This window comes from Caballeronia sp. LZ001, assembly GCF_031450875.1.
In the GTDB taxonomy this organism is placed as follows: domain Bacteria; phylum Pseudomonadota; class Gammaproteobacteria; order Burkholderiales; family Burkholderiaceae; genus Caballeronia.
Map to the genome: position 1 here is coordinate 230884 of NZ_JARTVX010000005.1, position 14278 is coordinate 245161.

Consider the following 14278-nt stretch of genomic DNA (forward strand, 5'->3'; position numbering starts at 1 on the left):
AGCGGCTCCACATACTTCAGATAGATTGGTATTACTTACTAAACTGCGACTAACCTGCGGAGAAAGGCCATGCCTCTACAGAATCGAATGTTAGCGGAGTTCGTCGGAACGTTCTGGCTGGTGGTGGGCGGATGCGGCAGCGCGATCATCGCGGCAAAATTCTCGACTGTCGGAATCGGGCTCCTTGGTGTGTCGCTCGCGTTCGGACTGAGCCTTCTCACGATGGCCTATGCCGTCGGTCCCATCTCCGGATGCCATGTTAATCCCGCTGTCACAATCGGCCTGACGGTTGCGGGCCGTTTTCCCGCGCGCGATGTCGGTCCTTATATCGTCGCTCAGGTGCTTGGCGCCATAGCGGGCGCGGCCGTGCTCGCATATGTCGCTGCGGGTGCGCCAGACTTCGACCGCTTCGCGGGATTCGCCGCCAACGGATACGGCGATCATTCACCCGGCAAGTACACGCTAGGCGCAGGACTCGTGTCCGAAGTCGTGATGACGTTCATGTTCGTGTTCGTCATTCTCGCGGCCACGCATGAGCGCGCGCCGGTCGGCTTCGCGCCGATCGCCATCGGACTCTGCCTTACGCTCATTCATCTGGTAAGCATTCCGGTGACCAACACCTCGGTCAACCCGGCGCGCTCGACCGGTCCCGCGCTTTTCGCGGGCATGTGGGCAATCCAGCAACTTTGGATGTTCTGGGTGGCGCCAATAATAGGCGCGGTATTCGCGGGCCTGATCTATCCAGCGATGTCCGGGTCGTTGTCGCCCACCGCGCCTATCGTGGGCCGCAAGGTGAGCTGACGCCAAGCCCCAGGCGCGCGGTGAAGCTACCGCGCGCTGTCTGCCTGATAAGCCTCGAAGAAATCATCCGATGCGACCTTGTCCGCAAGCGTCCGCAACGTCGCCGCAGCGCCCGCTCCGAGCACGCGATCCACGCGCCGGTTCGCAGCCACCCAATACGCGAGCGCGGCCTTCAATTGCTTTCTGCCCAACGCCGTAAGCACACAGCGCTTCGAGCGCTTGTCCTCGGCATCCGCGCGTAGTTCCACCAGTTCGTCACGCACGAGCGGACGCATGGCATGCGTCACCGCCGACACCTGAATGCCGAGCCGCGACGCCAGTTCCTGCAGGGACGGTCCTTCGCTCGCGTGCTCCTTGCAGTATCGATCGATCTGCGAGAGCAGCGCCATTTGCGTCGCCTTCATGTCGAGCGGCGCGAGCGCCTCGTCATAAAGCTGACTCAGTCGACGCGATGCCCGGCGCAGCGCCGTGTTCGTGCAGGCGAGCGGTGCAAACACGTCAGCGGCATCGGACTCGATAGTCGGAACGGACTCGGCACGCTTCGTTCGTGCCTTAGATGTAGCTTTCTTTTCCATACGCATAGGATGGTTGATTGCCTCGCGCTTGACAAGCTTCGGGCAAATACACATATACTTGAGCCCTCAACTAACTCCAGTTTATTCCTTCGTCAGGGAGAAGTCATGGTGAATCAAGCATCCCGCAAGATTGCGGTTGTCACGGGCGCGTCGTCGGGTATCGGCGCGGTGTATGCGCAACGTCTGGCCGCGCGCGGCTACGACCTGTGGCTGGTCGCGCGTCGCGCCGACCGTCTGCGCGAACTGGCGAGCGAGATTGGCGGCGCGCATGGCGTGAACGTCGAGACGGTCGTCGCAGACCTGACGAGCGAGGCGGATCTGCAACGCGTCGAGCAGCGCATCGCGGCCGAAGCGAACATCCACGTGCTCGTCAATAACGCGGGACTCGCGCGGCTGCGACCGGTGGCGCAGTCATCGGTGGCGGATACGGCCACGCAGATCGCGCTCAATACCACCGCGCTCGTTCGTCTGACGCAAGCCGTGGTGCCCGGTTTCGTCGCGCGCAACGAAGGCGCGATCATCAACATTGCTTCGGTGCTGGCGCTCGACACCTTGCCGGTCAGCGCAGTTTATAGCGGCACGAAGGGCTTCGTTCTGAACTACACGCGCGGCTTGCAATTGGAACTCGCGAACACCGGCGTGAAGGTGCAAGCGGTGCTGCCCGCAGCGACGGCCACGGAAATCTGGGACGAATCGGGCGTGCCGCTCGACTCGCTGGCGGCGGGCACGGTCATGCGCACCGAAGACATGGTCGATGCCGCGCTCGAAGGTTTCGATCAGGGTGAAGCCATCACCATGCCGTCGGTACACGACGCGCAGTTGTTGCACAGCTTCGAAGAAGCGCGTCAAACGCTATTCCGCGCATCGCAGAACGGCACCGCCGCGCCGCGCTATCGCGCCTGATCGCCGGAAACGGAGAGGAGCAGATCGACATGCGTTATCGCATTTTCGGAAGTACGGGGCTGAAGGTATCGTCGCTGGCTCTGGGCACGGGCAACTTCGGCACGGGTTGGGGATACGGCTCGGAGCGCGACGAAGCGAAGACGGTCTTCGATACGTATCGTGCGGCGGGCGGCAATTTCATCGATACCGCCGACAGCTATCAGTTCGGCGATAGCGAAACCATCCTCGCCGAGTTCATCAAGGCGGAGCGCGAGGACATCGTGCTCGCGAGCAAATTCTCGCTCGGGGCGTCGCCGGACGCGGGTCTGCAGCGCACCGGCAACAGCCGCAAGGCGATGGTGCAGGCGGTCGATGCAAGCCTGAAACGGCTCGATACCGATCGCATCGATCTTCTCTGGGTGCACATGCCCGACGGCGTGACGCCAAGCGAGGAGATCGCCCGCGGGCTCGACGACCTCGTGCGCGCCGGCAAGATCCTCTATGCGGGGCTATCGGACTTTCCCGCCTGGCGCGTCGCGACGGCGGCGACGATCGCCGAGATGCGCGGTTGGGCGCCGATCAGCGCGTTGCAGATCGAGTACAGCCTGGTCGAGCGCACCGTCGAACGCGAGTTGCTGCCAATGGCCGCGGCTTTCGGTCTTGGCACGGTGGCCTGGTCGCCGCTCGGAGGCGGGCTTCTGAGCGGTAAGTATCGGCAAGGCGAGACGGGGCGCAAGCAAGGACTCGGTGTCGTGATCCACGACGAAAGCGACGCGCGCAAGACCGCCACGGTCGACGCGGTTCTCGCCATCGCCAATGAGCTGGGTGTATCGGCGGCGCAGGTGGCGATTGCGTGGGTGCTCGCGAAGGGCGTGTTGCCGATCATCGGACCGCGTACCTTGAAGCAGCTGGACGACAACCTCGGTGCGCTCGCGGTCACGCTTAGTGCAGAGCAGCTCGCGCGTCTGGATGCGGCAAGCGCCACGCCGCTCGGTTTTCCGCATGACGTGGTGAACGCGGAGAGAACGCGCAGCCGGCTGGCGGGCGGCAAGGCGGATTTGCTGGATTATCCGCTGACGCCTGTTCGATGAAGAAAAGGGCGCGAGCCTCGGCCCCAAAAAACAAAAAGCCTCGCATTAAGCGAGGCTTTTCAAAGACCGCACGAGGCAGCCGTTACTTGCAGTGGCGTTCCCAATGATGATGCACGCGCACCTTGTGGCACTCGGCATGATGGTGGGGGGCCGCGAAAGCGGTGGTAACGGAAAGGAACGTGGTGGCGGCCAGCAGTGCGGCGAAAACAGCTTTCTTCATGACGTCGATTATCAGGGGATTGAGAGGAGGCGCCATCGTATCAACCGAACTTTACGATTACGTTATGTGATGCGTTTTGCGCAACAAGATTACTTTGTGGCGGACCGCTTCGCGAGAAATCTGTCCAGTTCGCCCGCGAACTTCTTGCCATCGCGCGGAGCGTAGGGCGGCGGGCCGCCGGTCTGCACGCCGGAACTGCGCAACTGATCCATCATCGCGCGAATGGAGAGTCGCTCCTCGATATTTTCCGCGTTCATCCATTCTCCGCGCGGGTCGAGCACATGCGCGCCTTTCGCGAGCGCGGCGGCCGCAAGCGGAATGTCCGCGGTGATGACGAGATCGCCGGCTTGCGCCATTTCGACGATGCGCTTATCCGCGACATCGAAGCCCGCAGGGACCTGAATGGCGCGCAGCCACGGCGACGCGGGCGTGCGCAAAAATTGATTGGCGACGAGCGTCACGCGTACTTCCACGCGCGGCCCGGCGCGGAACAGAATGTCCTTGACGATGGCAGGGCAGGCGTCGGCATCGACGAAAATTTCCATTGACTGGCGTCCGCTCGAAGGAAGACGCCGATCATACTCCCGATGCCAACGCTCAACGAACGGCGTCGCGCAAGTCGGTGAGATCGCGGCCACGGGTCTCGGTGGACATGGCGACGCCGACGAGCGTGAGCGCCGACAACACGGCGGTGTATGCGCCCATGACCCAGAAGCCGCCGCCCGCGCGGCCAATCAGATAGATGCCGAGAATTGGCGCGAGTCCGCCCGACAACACCGCGCCGATCTCGCGCGACAAGGCCACGCCCGAATATCGATAGCGATTGCCGAAGAGTTCCGCAAAATGCGCGCACTGCGCCCCGAGCATGCTGTTTGCGCCGATGGCGAGCCCGCCGAACATCGCGAGCGCGACCCACCAGAAGCTGCCGGTGCTCACCATCCACCACGCGGGGAACGCCCAGAGCAGCATGAAGATCGCGCCGCCGCGATACACCGTCTTGCGCCCGAGCCGATCCGACAACGCCCCGAAAAGCGGTGTGGTAATCACGCTCGACAAAGTAGCGATGAGCGCGCCGCTCGTGCCCACGCGCGCCAGTTCCGCTGGCGGCACGCCGTGCCGCGCCGCCACGGTGCCGCTGAGGAACGCGATCACGATGGTCGTATAGATGGTCGAGCCGCCTTGTTCCGCAAGCCGCATCAGCACGGCCGCGACGACGGTGCGGCGCGCGTCCTTGATGACGAGCCGCATCGGCGAACGCGCGACCTTGTGTCCGCCTTCGAGCGCGGCGAAGGTCGGGCTTTCGCGCAGACGCAAGCGTATCCAGATGGCGACGCCGATCAGCACGACGCTCGCGAGGAACGGAATGCGCCAGCCCCAGGCGAGGAGCGTGGCCTGATCCATCGAGTGCTGCATGATGCTGAACGTCGCCGTCGCAATGCCGAAGCCCGCGAAGATGCCGACGAACGGAAGCGCCGCGAAGAAGCCACGCGTCTTCACGGGCGCGACTTCGGCCATCAAGGTGGATGCGCCCGCCTGTTCCGCGCCCGCGCCGAATCCTTGCGTGAGGCGCAGCAAGACGAGCCCGACCGCGCCGAGAGGACCGGCGGGCAGCAAGCCGACGAGCGTCGTGGATACGCCCATGATCGCGATGGTCAGCAACAGGACGAACTTTCGGCCTTTCCTATCCCCGAGCGAGCCGAAGAACAAGCCGCCGAGCGGACGCGCGAGAAAGCCCACGCCGTAGGTCGCGAAGCTCGCGAGCAGACCTGCGCTCGCGTCTAGCGTGGAAAAGAACACGCGGCTGAAGATCAATGCCGTGGCCAGCCCGAAGATAGCGAAGTCGTAGTATTCGAGCGCGCTGCCGACGGCGCTCGTGAGAATCGCGCGCCGAAGCTGCCTCGCGGAAACGGGCGCGGAAGCGCCGTCGGAAGGACGATCGAGCGGAAGCGCGCCGGCATGCGCCAACGCATCGTGGTGGGACGTCATCTTCTCGTGTCTCCTGATTCCTGCGCGGTGTCTCTCTGACGACACTCGATCTGAAAGCCGGACGAAAACCGCCGCCTTCGGATAAACCCGGTTATCGGTAACCGTCAACAAAATCTAACATGGAGGGATGCCGATCTACAAGAAAGCGCTAATGGGCATTTGCCCGGATGCGCGTAGGCTGGAACCCCGTCGTCAACGTATCGCGAGTACTGTCATGACACCAACGAATAACTCAGCTCCCCAATCCGAAGACGCGCAGAACAAGAAGCGCCTGCGCAGCCGCCGCTGGTTCGACGATCCCTCGAACCCCGGCATGACCGCGCTCTATCTCGAGCGCTATATGAACTACGGCATCACGCGCGAGGAATTGCAGTCGGGTAAGCCGATCATCGGCATTGCGCAGACGGGCTCCGATCTCGCGCCCTGCAACCGGCATCATCTGGAACTGGCGACGCGCGTGCGCGACGGCATCCGCGATGCAGGCGGCATTCCACTCGAATTCCCCGTGCATCCGATCCAGGAAACCGGCAAGCGCCCGACCGCCGCGCTCGACCGCAATCTCGCGTATCTCGGGCTCGTCGAAATCCTGCACGGCTATCCGCTCGATGGCGTGGTGCTCACCACCGGTTGCGACAAGACCACGCCCGCGTGTCTGATGGCCGCAGCGACCGTCAACATTCCGGCTATCGTGCTGTCGGGCGGTCCCATGCTCGACGGCTGGTGGAAGGGCAAGCTCGCGGGCTCGGGCACCATCATCTGGGATGCGCGCAAGCGTCACGCCATCGGCGAGATCGACTATGAGACGTTCATGGACGAAGTGTCGTCGTCCGCGCCTTCGGTCGGGCATTGCAACACCATGGGCACGGCGTTGTCGATGAATTCGCTCGCCGAAGCGCTCGGCATGTCCTTGCCCGGTTGCGCCGCGATTCCCGGGCCGCATCGCGAACGCGGCTGGGTGGCGTATCGCACGGGGCAGCGCATTGTCGGCATGGTGCACGAGAATCTGCGGCCTTCGGACATCATGACCAAGGGCGCTTTCGAAAACGCCGTGGTCGCGGCGGCGGCGCTCGGGGCATCGTCGAATTGTCCGATTCACATGATCGCGATTGCGCGGCACATGGGCGTGGATCACACGCTGGATGACTGGCAGCGCCTCGGTCCCGAGATTCCCTTGCTGGTGGACTGTCAGCCCGCTGGCCGCTTTCTCGGTGAGGCGTTCCATCGCGCGGGCGGCGTGCCGGCCGTCATGCGCGAACTGCAGGCGGCAGGCAAGCTCGACACGAGCGTGCGTACGGTCACGGGCAAGACGCTCGGCGAAGACCTGGCCGCCGTCGCAGACGTGGATCGCGAAGTGATTCGCGCGTATGACGATCCGCTTAAGCCGGCCGCGGGCTACGTCGTGCTCTCCGGCAATCTGTTCGACAGCGCGGTGATGAAGATCAGCGTGATCGACGACGCCTTCCGCAAGCGCTTTCTCTCCGATCCCGAGCATCCGAACGTGTTCGAAGGCAAGGCGATCGTCTTCGAGGGACCGGAGGATTATCACGCGCGTATCGACGACCCCGCGCTCGAGATCGACGAACGTTCCGTGCTGGTGATTCGCAATTGCGGGCCGGTGGGTTATCCAGGCGGCGCGGAAGTGGTGAACATGCAGCCGCCCGCCGCGCTCATCAAGCAAGGCATCACGCAGTTGCCGACACTGGGCGATGGCCGCCAAAGCGGAACCTGCGCGACGCCTTCGATTCTCAACGTATCGCCGGAAGCGGCGGTGGGCGGCAACCTCGCGCTGCTGAAGACGGGCGACCGCTTGAGAATCGACTTGCAGAACTACAAGGTCAACGTGCTGATCGGCGATGATGAAATGGCGCAGCGCCGCGAAGCGTACGTGCCTATCGAGTTGCAGAACAAGACGCCGTGGGAAGAGATTTATCGCAGCATGGTCGGGCAGCAGGGCAGCGGCGCGTGTCTTGAGCCGGCGCTCGGCTATCAGGACATCATCGAGACGCGCGGCGAGTCGCGGCACAACCACTGAGCCGTAACGAGGTCTTTACGCGCTTTCTCGCGGGATGACTTCGTAAGGCACACGCATGAACGTGGGCACGTCCTGCCGGTCGGGACGCGCCTGCGCGATTTCGCGCCGTGACGCGTTGGGTGTCTCGGACTCGTCGAGCGCGGCGAGCAGCGATTCGCCGGTGGCGTGACCGATCCCGTAGGCATCGACGGATACGGTGGTGATGGTCGGATAGCAATGGCGCGACACTTCGAAGTCGCCGAAGCCCGCCACCGCAATATCGCGCGGCACCGACATACCGCGCCGATGACACGCCATGATGACGCCGAACGCGTGGATGTCGCTCGTGCACATGATGGCGTCGGTATCGGGCCATCGGTCGAGGATCTGTTCGAGCGCCGCGCCGCCGTGACCCATGGCCGCGCCGTGCGCCATGTCCGTGGTCCAGTCCGTGTGCGCGATTTCGCGGATGTCGTGCAGACCCGCTTCCTTCACGGCGCCGAGATAGCCATTGCGCCGCGCGACGCCGCGCAAATCCAGGTGCGATGCGCTGCTCACGAAGCCAATGCGCCGATAGCCGCGCGCATAGAGATAGCGCATCATCGCGGCGGCCGCGTCCGCGTTGGAGAAGCCGACGACGCGATCCACGGGTTTCGCGGGAATCTCCCAGATTTCGACCACTGGAATGCGCGCCTGTTTGAGCATGGCGCGCGCCTTGGACGTGTGCTGACCTCCCGTGATGACGACGGCACGCGGCTGATGACTCAGGAGCGCGCGGATGAGCGCTTCTTCCCTTTCGAGCAGATAGTCCGTGTTGGCGAGCAAGAGGCGCAGACTGCGCGCCTCGACGACATCGTTGATGCCGCGCACGGTTTCCGCGAAATTCGAACTCGATAACGACGGCACGATGACCGCGACGACATTCGTTCGGCCGGAAGAGAACGCACCCGCGATGGCATCGGCGACATAGCCGGTTTTGAGCACGGCATCCATGACTCGCGCGCGCGTCTCTTCGCTGACGTGCTGGCCTGTCAAAACGCGCGACACCGACATCTTCGACACCCCGGCGATACGCGCGACATCGGCCATGCGGACGGGGGCGGCGGTGGGCGATGTGGGATCGTTGACTGATGTCATGCCGGGGCGTTGCGCGGTGATGATTCGATGGGGGTAATCATACCGGCTTGTGGGGGGCAAGTTCGCGTTCAGACGATGACGCGTGACCTTGGCTACTTGAGACTATTCCTGTTTGCCAGCCGATCGATTGACGTTCTTTTGTTGCAGCCCTAAATTCCTGCGCTAAAAAGCTCCGGGCGCGACGGTTCCATACGTTGCGTTCAACTGAACGGGAAGCGAATGAATGCTGTAACGAAAAAACTGACGGACGCGCTGCAGCATCCAAGCGCGCGACTCACCCAGCGTTTGAGCATATGGATCGGTACGCTCGAGCTCGAGCTCGACGTGCTCAAGTTCAAGGTCAAAGCAGGATTATGCGATGACTACAAGGCGGAGGTCACCGTTACCTCGCCGCGTCTCGATATCGATGGCAAGCTCTGCGTGGGTCGGCGTGCGGGCTTGCAGATCGACGAGCGAGTGGCCGTCCCGTCGGTGAATTATGTCGCGCCTGTCGATCACGAGGCGGCCACTTTCAATGGCATCGTCACGCGCTTCGAACGCATCAAAGCGAGCCGCGACGAGGCGACCTACAAACTCCGGATCGAACCTCGGTTCGCCGCGCTCTGCAAGCGCGTGCATGGCTCGGATGTATTCAAAGACATCACCTTTCAGGAGATGGTGACGCGACTGCTCGTCGACCGGAAGAACATCGATGCCTTCGATATCGAGTTCCATCTGGAAGGCGCGCAAGAGAAGATGGAGCAGGTTGTGATGTACGAGGAGTCCGTGTGGGCCTTCGTGAAACGTCATGCAAAACGTCGAGGCATATGCTGGTTTTACAAGCAGGGTCGAGGCAAGGATGGTCAACTGGACACGCTCGTGTTCACGGACAATCCGCGCGGGTACGTGCGCTCGATCGACGTACCCCTGCTCTCTGACTCGGGCATGAACAGCAACTGGCATGAGGCTGCACTCTCCGTCAGCGAGACGCGTACGCTGGTGCCGGCCGCCATCGAGTTGTGGGAGCGCAATTACCGCACGCCGGAAGATCCGCTGCGGGCAAGCGCGAGCGTTTCCAATGAGGCCAATGACCAATCGGTCTTCGGGCGAATCAGCGGTAGCGCGGAATTTCATCTGACGCCTCAGCAGGGTGAGTCGCGAGCACAGACGCGGCGCGATGAGCAGATTGCAAAGCAGGTAAAGCTTTCGGGCAAGAGCAACGCGAAGGGCATGGCGCCAGGCGTGGTGGTCAAGCTGACCAATACGAAGCTGGCGAGCGCTCCGTATGGATTCGTGGTCGAGTCGATGACGATGAAGGGCAGCCGATCGAAACCGGCGCATGTCCGCTTCAAGGCGATGCCCGCGCATCTGGCCTACCGCCATGACTTCGTTTATGAACGTGACTGGAGATTTCTGAAGGGACCGGTCGTTGGCGTCGTCACGACGTTTGACTCGTCGCCTTATGGCTGCATGGACGAGCATGGCCGATATCCTGTGTTGCCGAAGTTCCTGCAGGGAACGGCTAACACTGACAAGCAGTTGCTGAAGCTGCGGCTGCTGCGTCCGTCTTCGTCGTATCAAGGTGGCTTCCATTCGCCTTTGCTGCCGTCCACGGAGGTTTTGCTTGGTGCGGCGCATGCCGATGTAGATCGCATGCATATCGTCGGAGCGCTCCATGACTACTCGCATCCGGACGTGGTGCACGGCGCCGATGCGATGTTCAGTTACGCAATCTGGCGCGCGCCGCTGCTCGGCGCCGAGGTCGTCTTCAATGATCTGCGAGGCAAGGAAAGCGCGCGTATCGCCACGGTCTATAGCCAGACGGCGTTCAATCAGGGCTATCTGCTCGACAGTAAAAAGCTCGCGCGAGGCGAGGGCTTTGAAGCGACCACCCAGGCGTGGGGGACCGTGCGCGCAGCGAAAGGACTGTTCTTTTCGGCCGATGCAGCGGCTGGCAGCGATACGCCGCACTTGGAGATGCCCGCTGCGATCCAGCAATTAAAGGTGGCGTTCGAGCGCGTGACGGCTCTCGTAGACGCGAATAAGCAGGCCAACGCTGACGCGGCTGACAAGGACACGCAGGCGGCGCTCGTGGACGGGTTGAGCCAGCTTCATGATGCCGGGTTACTCGCGAGCACACCGGGCGGCATGGCCTTCGTTACGCCGAAATCGGTCCAGCATTCGGCGGGCGAGAACGTGATTGTCACCGCAGGGGAGCACATGGACGTGAGCATCATGCGGCGGCTGCGCATGGCGGCTGGCGAACTCATTTCGCTGTGCGCGCATAAGCTTGGGATCGAGTTAATCGCCGCGAAAGGGAAGGTCAGGATCGAGGCGCACAGCGACGAGATGGCGTTGACGGCCCTGAAGGACGTCACCGTCACGAGCACGGAGGGCCGATTGGTCCTCGCCGCGAAAAAGGAAGTGTGGATTGGCGCGGGCGGCTCGTACATCAAGATCAACGCTAGCCAGATCGAGAACGGAACCATGGGCGCCATCCTGGAGCGAGGTGCCTCCTGGGACCGACCCGGCCCCGCGTCAATGCAGCCGGAACTCCCGTTGCTGCCCAAGTCCATCTGCATTCCATGTCTGCTTTCGGAATTCTCGCAAGGCGCACTGTTGGGTACGAAATGACACCGAACAACCCAGAACTCGAAGCACAGGCGCTAAGTACGGCGATTCATGAATTTCAGCAAGCCAATCAAGATATTCAGACCTACGCGTTGGTATATGGCGTGGCTTTTCCGCCGCTCTATCGCGAGCTGCGTCAGTGGCTGGGGCAGGACATCAGCAATCAGCGGCTGTCGTTAATTTTCGATGCGCAGTCGGAGGATGGACGCAGTCAGTATGGTCCGTACCTGGTTCGTATCGCGCGAGGGGCCGAGAAGCCATCGAAGCTCCTGACGCGGCTGGCGCACGCCTGCGTAGATGATTACCGCGGCGTGTCGTTCCTGTTCTCTCGCCTGCCAACCGACGATCTGATCTGCGGCCTGAGCGAGCGGCTAGATGCATTGTGCGAGGACGGCAGTGAATGGCAGATGAAATTTTTCGATACGCGCTCGCTCGCCGTGCTTGACCGCGCTTTGTCTGCCGAGCAGCGTCGGGCGTATCTCGGACTTGCAAAACAATGGTGGTATCTCGATAGGTATGGTGAGACGCAGAAATTGATCTTGGCGGACGAGACTGAAGACTCATACTGCGGTCCCCTTCGGCTAAGCGAGCAACAGACTGAGGTCTTTGTGGACGCCAGTTTGCCTGATTCCGTGTTGCATTCGCTGCAGCTGAGCGATGACGATCTCCTCGCTGAGTTCGATGCACAGACTCGCTACCGGGTCTGCGAGGGGATTGTCGCGCAGGCAACAACCGAGGAGTTGCTCAGTCATATGTTGCTGACTAACCGGGTGGGATCGGCTTTGCTCGCAGCACATAAACAAGAGGAACAAGAGGAGCCGAAATCATGCTGAAAAGGCGATTTAAACGTATTGCATTGGCAAGCTTGCTGGCGCTTACGAGTCTCGGGGGGTGCACACAAGATCCATACATGCTCGGAATAATTGGATACAACTACACCGATCGCGCCTTCTGGAACTTCGGAGTGAATGGTCAGGGGGGAGGCAGTGTTGAGCTAAGCACGCCGACTTCTGGCGGTGGAAGTGTTTCCTGCTGCGTCATTATGAGTCGCAAGACAAAAATGCCCTTTTGGGTCGAGGTTGGATACTCAATGGACGCTCTCGAATCCTATCCTTCAAGGAAAATCGTCGATCCGCCCAAGCCAGCCAAAAAAGTACGAGTCGAAGTAAGAGGCTCTATTCCTCCTAATCCGAAATATCTTGAGATTCACTTCTACCCGGACGGTCATATTGAGGCCGCCATATCTAGTTCGGATGGACCCTCGCCGCCGCGATTGAAGCTTGAGCGACGCATGCCCTTTGTACGATAAGAGAATAAATAGCCATGTTGGACATTACTCAGGTTCCTTCCTCGGCTGGTCTGCGGCCGTTGACTTCGAGTGAGCGTGAAAAGCGTGCGGAATCTATGGCTTGCTTCGATGAGAAAAAGCGGCCTGGTACTTCAGACTGTTCGCAATCGCTTTGGATTTCTGTCTTCTTCGACGGTACAGGAAACAATCTTTACATTGACACAGAAAAGTCGGCACATAGTAACGTTGCACGCCTTCATGCGGCACATGCTGAAGATGAAGAAAGGACAGGCACATATCGAATCTATATCAACGGGCTCGGCACACCTTTCCCTGAAGTCGGCGAGATGACAGCGAGCACGCCGGGACTTGCGTTCGCTAGCGGTGGAGACAAGCGTTTGCGGTGGGCAAGGACTCAGTTCGATCAGAGAATCTCCAAAGCGAAAGCTCGCGCGACGAACCCTAAGCAACCGATTCGAATGATCAACGTCGCGCTGTTCGGCTTTTCACGAGGCGCAGCCCTGGCGCGTGCTTTTGCTGTTCGCCTGTCCAAGGATTGCCGACAGGACTCCGCCGGATGGCGCTATCAAGGTTACCCGATCCGGGTGTACTTCATGGGCTTGTTCGATACGGTTGCCTCCGCAGGGTTACCCGCTAGTGCCAAATCCGTCGATCATAGTCCAATCCTAAAATTCGCCACCTACGCCATATCGCCGGCTCTGAGCGTCGGACTTAGTATTGCACCGAAAGATGGTCACTACGATTGGGCGAAAAGCCTAAAGATTCCGGCAATGGTAGAACAGTGCATTCACTACGTCGCCGCGCATGAGGTCCGCGATTCTTTTCCCTTGGATTCCGTGCGTGACGGAAAGCACTATCCACCGAATTGTTTTGAGATCGTCTATCCCGGAGTGCACTCAGACGTAGGAGGGGGCTATGCGCCCGCAGAACAGACCAAAGCGCTGGAAGACGCGGAAAAGCTAAGTCAGGTGCCGTTGCTACACATGTATCGTGCGGCTCGAGCTGCCGGCGTACCGCTGCGATCTTTAAGCACGCTTGGTGCAAAGGTCCAAGCGTCGTTTAGTCTTTCTCCCAAGACCGCGGCTCTGTTCAATCGATATCAACGGCGCGCTCGAGCCGCCGGATCACTTGAGAAAGCTGTCTCCGATCATCTTTTCCCGCTTTACGTCGCACGTAGTCACCTCTCCAAGCTGACCAACGATTCCGCCGCACGCGCACGTCTGCCTAAGGCAAAGCAAATACTTGCAAAGACAAATAACAGCGACTTGGTGCCAAAGCAGGACGAGCAACTACGTCTTATCACCAAAGGCGGTCTTGCGATCAATAGTGCGACGGCGGAAGCAGAGACTAAGAAACTGAATGGGAAGACCTTGACCCTGAGGGAATTGACGTTGGCCCGTGCTTATGAAGACGTGTCGTTAATCATCGGCGAACCAAGCGACGCGCAAGCTGAACTCGATTTTTTTGACTACTTGGTACACGATTCTGTAGCCGGCTTTGGAAACGATTTTTCAAAGCTTCAGAACTGGCGAATGATGTACTTCGGCGACGTTTCCTACATGCCCGAAAACGACTGGAGCATTGCCTCAGCGCGTGAGCGTTCGGATAACACTGAGGCAATTGCATAAATTGGTTCGAAGACAAGTAAAAGGAGCA

At 60.9% G+C, this 14278-nt stretch carries 13 protein-coding genes; 8 read left to right on the forward strand and 5 right to left on the reverse strand.

Annotation, left to right across the window (positions count from 1 at the left end; genetic code table 11):
• The first annotated feature begins 69 nt into the window (after window positions 1–69).
• Complete coding sequence (gene aqpZ / locus P9292_RS37575; RefSeq protein WP_250493856.1) at window positions 70–801, forward strand: aquaporin Z; 732 nt, start codon at window positions 70–72, stop codon at window positions 799–801.
• Between the two features lie 26 nt (window positions 802–827).
• Here the strand turns inward: aqpZ and P9292_RS37580 are convergent, their stop codons facing one another.
• Window positions 828–1376: a MarR family winged helix-turn-helix transcriptional regulator gene (locus tag P9292_RS37580; RefSeq protein ID WP_250527139.1), complete on the reverse strand. Its 549-nt coding sequence runs from the start codon at window positions 1374–1376 to the stop codon at window positions 828–830.
• Between the two features lie 105 nt (window positions 1377–1481).
• On the opposite strand from P9292_RS37580, the gene P9292_RS37585 reads away from it, so the two are divergent.
• Together P9292_RS37585 and P9292_RS37590 are read left to right on the forward strand one after the other, a co-directional pair.
• A complete protein-coding gene (locus tag P9292_RS37585) occupies window positions 1482–2279 on the forward strand; it encodes an SDR family oxidoreductase (protein WP_309964594.1) in 798 nt (265 codons plus the stop codon).
• A gap of 29 nt (window positions 2280–2308) precedes the next feature.
• Window positions 2309–3349: an aldo/keto reductase gene (locus P9292_RS37590; RefSeq protein WP_250527140.1), complete on the forward strand. Its 1041-nt coding sequence runs from the start codon at window positions 2309–2311 to the stop codon at window positions 3347–3349.
• Between the two features lie 82 nt (window positions 3350–3431).
• Here P9292_RS37590 and P9292_RS37595 read toward each other — a convergent pair whose 3' ends face one another.
• From P9292_RS37595 to P9292_RS37605, 3 genes are read right to left on the reverse strand one after another with little or no spacing between them, the layout of a single operon-like run.
• On the reverse strand, window positions 3432–3605 hold the full coding sequence (locus tag P9292_RS37595; protein WP_250467816.1) for a hypothetical protein: 174 nt from the start codon (window positions 3603–3605) through the stop codon (window positions 3432–3434).
• 53 nt (window positions 3606–3658) lie between these two features.
• Window positions 3659–4114, reverse strand: coding sequence for a YaiI/YqxD family protein (locus tag P9292_RS37600; protein WP_250467817.1), 456 nt, complete (start codon window positions 4112–4114; stop codon window positions 3659–3661).
• A gap of 52 nt (window positions 4115–4166) precedes the next feature.
• Entirely contained in the window at window positions 4167–5555 is a 1389-nt protein-coding gene (locus P9292_RS37605; protein ID WP_250467818.1) for an MFS transporter, read from the reverse strand.
• A 214-nt stretch (window positions 5556–5769) separates the two neighbouring features.
• Between P9292_RS37605 and P9292_RS37610 the strand changes: the two genes are divergently transcribed.
• The gene (locus P9292_RS37610) at window positions 5770–7587 is read left to right on the forward strand and encodes an IlvD/Edd family dehydratase (RefSeq protein WP_244831110.1); all 1818 of its coding nucleotides are present in this window, start codon (window positions 5770–5772) and stop codon (window positions 7585–7587) included.
• A 15-nt stretch (window positions 7588–7602) separates the two neighbouring features.
• On the opposite strand, the gene P9292_RS37615 is transcribed toward P9292_RS37610, so the two are convergent.
• A complete protein-coding gene (locus P9292_RS37615; RefSeq protein ID WP_404989374.1) occupies window positions 7603–8703 on the reverse strand; it encodes a LacI family DNA-binding transcriptional regulator in 1101 nt (366 codons plus the stop codon).
• 219 nt (window positions 8704–8922) lie between these two features.
• On the opposite strand from P9292_RS37615, the gene vgrG reads away from it, so the two are divergent.
• Genes vgrG through P9292_RS37635 form a run of 4 tightly spaced genes read left to right on the forward strand, consistent with a single transcriptional unit; the run spans window position 8923 to window position 14250 of the window.
• The gene (vgrG, locus tag P9292_RS37620; RefSeq protein WP_309964597.1) at window positions 8923–11316 is read left to right on the forward strand and encodes a type VI secretion system tip protein VgrG; all 2394 of its coding nucleotides are present in this window, start codon (window positions 8923–8925) and stop codon (window positions 11314–11316) included.
• Complete coding sequence (locus P9292_RS37625; protein WP_309964599.1) at window positions 11313–12146, forward strand: DUF4123 domain-containing protein; 834 nt, start codon at window positions 11313–11315, stop codon at window positions 12144–12146. The genes vgrG and P9292_RS37625 overlap by 4 nt, the downstream gene beginning before the upstream one ends.
• Entirely contained in the window at window positions 12140–12622 is a 483-nt protein-coding gene (locus P9292_RS37630; RefSeq protein WP_250467821.1) for a DUF3304 domain-containing protein, read from the forward strand. The genes P9292_RS37625 and P9292_RS37630 overlap by 7 nt, the downstream gene beginning before the upstream one ends.
• 14 nt (window positions 12623–12636) lie before the next feature.
• A complete protein-coding gene (locus P9292_RS37635) occupies window positions 12637–14250 on the forward strand; it encodes a DUF2235 domain-containing protein (RefSeq protein WP_309964601.1) in 1614 nt (537 codons plus the stop codon).
• Window positions 14251–14278: the final 28 nt, after the last annotated feature.

Excerpts from the sequence above, each read along its gene's own strand:
- P9292_RS37635 (WP_309964601.1), top strand. The coding sequence starts at position 12,637 with ATGTTGGACATTACTCAGGTTCCTTCCTCGGCTGGTCTGCGGCCGTTG.
- P9292_RS37585 (WP_309964594.1), top strand. The coding sequence starts at position 1,482 with ATGGTGAATCAAGCATCCCGCAAGATTGCGGTTGTCACGGGCGCGTCG.
- P9292_RS37605 (WP_250467818.1), bottom strand. The coding sequence starts at position 5,555 with ATGACGTCCCACCACGATGCGTTGGCGCATGCCGGCGCGCTTCCGCTC.
- P9292_RS37595 (WP_250467816.1), bottom strand. The coding sequence starts at position 3,605 with ATGGCGCCTCCTCTCAATCCCCTGATAATCGACGTCATGAAGAAAGCT.
- vgrG (WP_309964597.1), top strand. The coding sequence starts at position 8,923 with ATGAATGCTGTAACGAAAAAACTGACGGACGCGCTGCAGCATCCAAGC.
- P9292_RS37600 (WP_250467817.1), bottom strand. The coding sequence starts at position 4,114 with ATGGAAATTTTCGTCGATGCCGACGCCTGCCCTGCCATCGTCAAGGAC.
- P9292_RS37625 (WP_309964599.1), top strand. The coding sequence starts at position 11,313 with ATGACACCGAACAACCCAGAACTCGAAGCACAGGCGCTAAGTACGGCG.
- P9292_RS37630 (WP_250467821.1), top strand. The coding sequence starts at position 12,140 with ATGCTGAAAAGGCGATTTAAACGTATTGCATTGGCAAGCTTGCTGGCG.
- P9292_RS37590 (WP_250527140.1), top strand. The coding sequence starts at position 2,309 with ATGCGTTATCGCATTTTCGGAAGTACGGGGCTGAAGGTATCGTCGCTG.
- P9292_RS37610 (WP_244831110.1), top strand. The coding sequence starts at position 5,770 with ATGACACCAACGAATAACTCAGCTCCCCAATCCGAAGACGCGCAGAAC.
- P9292_RS37615 (WP_404989374.1), bottom strand. The coding sequence starts at position 8,703 with ATGACATCAGTCAACGATCCCACATCGCCCACCGCCGCCCCCGTCCGC.
- P9292_RS37580 (WP_250527139.1), bottom strand. The coding sequence starts at position 1,376 with ATGGAAAAGAAAGCTACATCTAAGGCACGAACGAAGCGTGCCGAGTCC.
- aqpZ (WP_250493856.1), top strand. The coding sequence starts at position 70 with ATGCCTCTACAGAATCGAATGTTAGCGGAGTTCGTCGGAACGTTCTGG.